We start from the raw sequence: 1,042 nt of genomic DNA, 5'->3' as shown, positions 1-1,042 counted from the left end.
CCGGCCCGCCGATATAGATGGCGTCGGCGCCATGCAGGATGGCCTCGCGGGCGATGGCCACATCGCGGGCGGGGCTGAGCAGTTCCAGGTGGTGTTTGGGCAGGGACATGGCGTTTTCTTTTATCCGGCGGCACGGGCAAGGCGCGCATTGTAGCCGCCTGCCGGGCGCAGGGCACGCCGAGCTGCCGGGTGGCGGCGCCCGCCATGGCTAGCGGGCGCCAAACCGGCGGGCCTTACTGGCGCGGAGCGGGGCTGGTGGCGGCTGCGGCCGACCAGACGCGGTAGCGGACCTCGACATCTGCCGGGGCGTAGATCACCAGCGGCAGCTTGCTGTTGTAGCGCACCAGCATGGGCTCGCCACCGACCTGGACGAAGGCCTGCTTGCGGCTGCCGTCGGGGCAGGCCATCAGGGTGCTGACCGCCGGGCCGACCTGGCCCAGCTGGTAGTAGTTGTAGCCCCAGCCTTCGACCGTCTTCTCCTGCCACTGGCCGCCGAGGCGCTGCTGGTTGCAGTCCACCTCCAGGGTCTTGCCGGCGATCAGTTCCACCTTGTGCTCGGCCTCGTTGGCCTGCGCCGGCAGCTCGATGACATGGCGGGCGTAGCCGTCGGCGGCGGTCGGGTAGGGCTTGAGCGCCTCGGGCGTGGCGGCGCAGGCGGCCAGCGGCAGGGCGCAGGCGAGGAGGGCGATCAGCGGCAGTGGGTTCGCGTTCATAAGAGTCCTTGCTTCACAGGCCTTGTGGGCCGTCCGTTGAGGGAAAACCGCCGGGGCGGCGGCGCAGCACAGACCCTTCTGGATAGGCGAAGTTCCGGAGCTTGGCAAGACGGGGGTCAATCGCAGAGGGTTTTCCGCCGCGCAGTGCAATGGGCGCCTCGTGCGGCCTGGCGCGCCTCGTGGGCGCGGCTGCCGGCCGGCGGCGGATAAAAAAAGACCGGCTGATTGGGCCGGTCTTTTTCTGGCTGCAGTGGCGTTGTCGTCATGCGCTGGTCTCGATCATCAGGGGCGCTGGATCAGGCCACGCGGCTTTGGATCAGGCGATCCGA

2 protein-coding genes are annotated in these 1,042 nt (G+C 69.3%); one reads left to right on the top strand and one right to left on the bottom strand.

All coding sequences use genetic code 11. The annotated features are described in order from the left end of the window. Positions 1-233 precede the first annotated feature (233 nt). Entirely contained in the window at positions 234-713 is a 480-nt protein-coding gene (eco, locus tag N878_RS21965; protein WP_021445676.1) for a serine protease inhibitor ecotin, read from the bottom strand. Between the two features lie 149 nt (positions 714-862). On the opposite strand from eco, the gene N878_RS29365 reads away from it, so the two are divergent. Next, positions 863-1,042 (top strand): hypothetical protein (locus N878_RS29365; protein ID WP_218186855.1); only part of this gene is annotated, 180 nt, incomplete at its 3' end.

The organism is Pseudomonas sp. EGD-AK9, assembly GCF_000465935.2.
In the GTDB taxonomy this organism is placed as follows: domain Bacteria; phylum Pseudomonadota; class Gammaproteobacteria; order Pseudomonadales; family Pseudomonadaceae; genus Aquipseudomonas.
Note: the sequence above shows the minus strand (reverse complement) of the source record. Positions and strands in the feature narration are given on the sequence as shown.

What these genes read in the sequence shown, in the direction of transcription:
- eco (WP_021445676.1), bottom strand. Translation starts at nt 713, where the DNA reads ATGAACGCGAACCCACTGCCGCTGATCGCCCTCCTCGCCTGCGCCCTG.